This window comes from Oceanibium sediminis (assembly GCF_003265325.1).
Classification (GTDB): domain Bacteria; phylum Pseudomonadota; class Alphaproteobacteria; order Rhodobacterales; family Rhodobacteraceae; genus Halovulum; species Halovulum sediminis.
The window spans coordinates 1-273 of sequence record NZ_QGNX01000115.1 but is presented as its reverse complement, the minus strand read 5'-3'; the positions used below and the strand labels follow the sequence as shown (position 1 = coordinate 273).

Below are 273 nucleotides of genomic sequence, written 5' to 3'. Positions count from 1 at the left end.
GATCAGCTTCCAGTATCCCGGCCACGTCGTTGCGGTCGGTCTTGTTGCCGCGCACGTAGGGGCGCACGTCCCGCGCAGGAAGCAGGCGCACCGCGTGGCCCTGGCGCTGGAAGCGGCGCGCCCAGCAGTGCGCACCCCCGCAGGCCTCCATCAGCACCCGCAACGGCGGCCGGGTCTCCAGCGACCGGATGAACGCCCTGCGCGAGAGGCGCTTGCGCTCGATGATCCGGCCCTGCGCATCGGCGAAGGCCAGCTCGAAGACTTCTTTTGCCA

General features: G+C 70.3%; 1 pseudogene. It reads right to left on the bottom strand.

The window, feature by feature from the left end:
- Positions 1-273, bottom strand: a pseudogene (locus DJ029_RS21590) (IS110 family transposase); the annotation flags it as partial.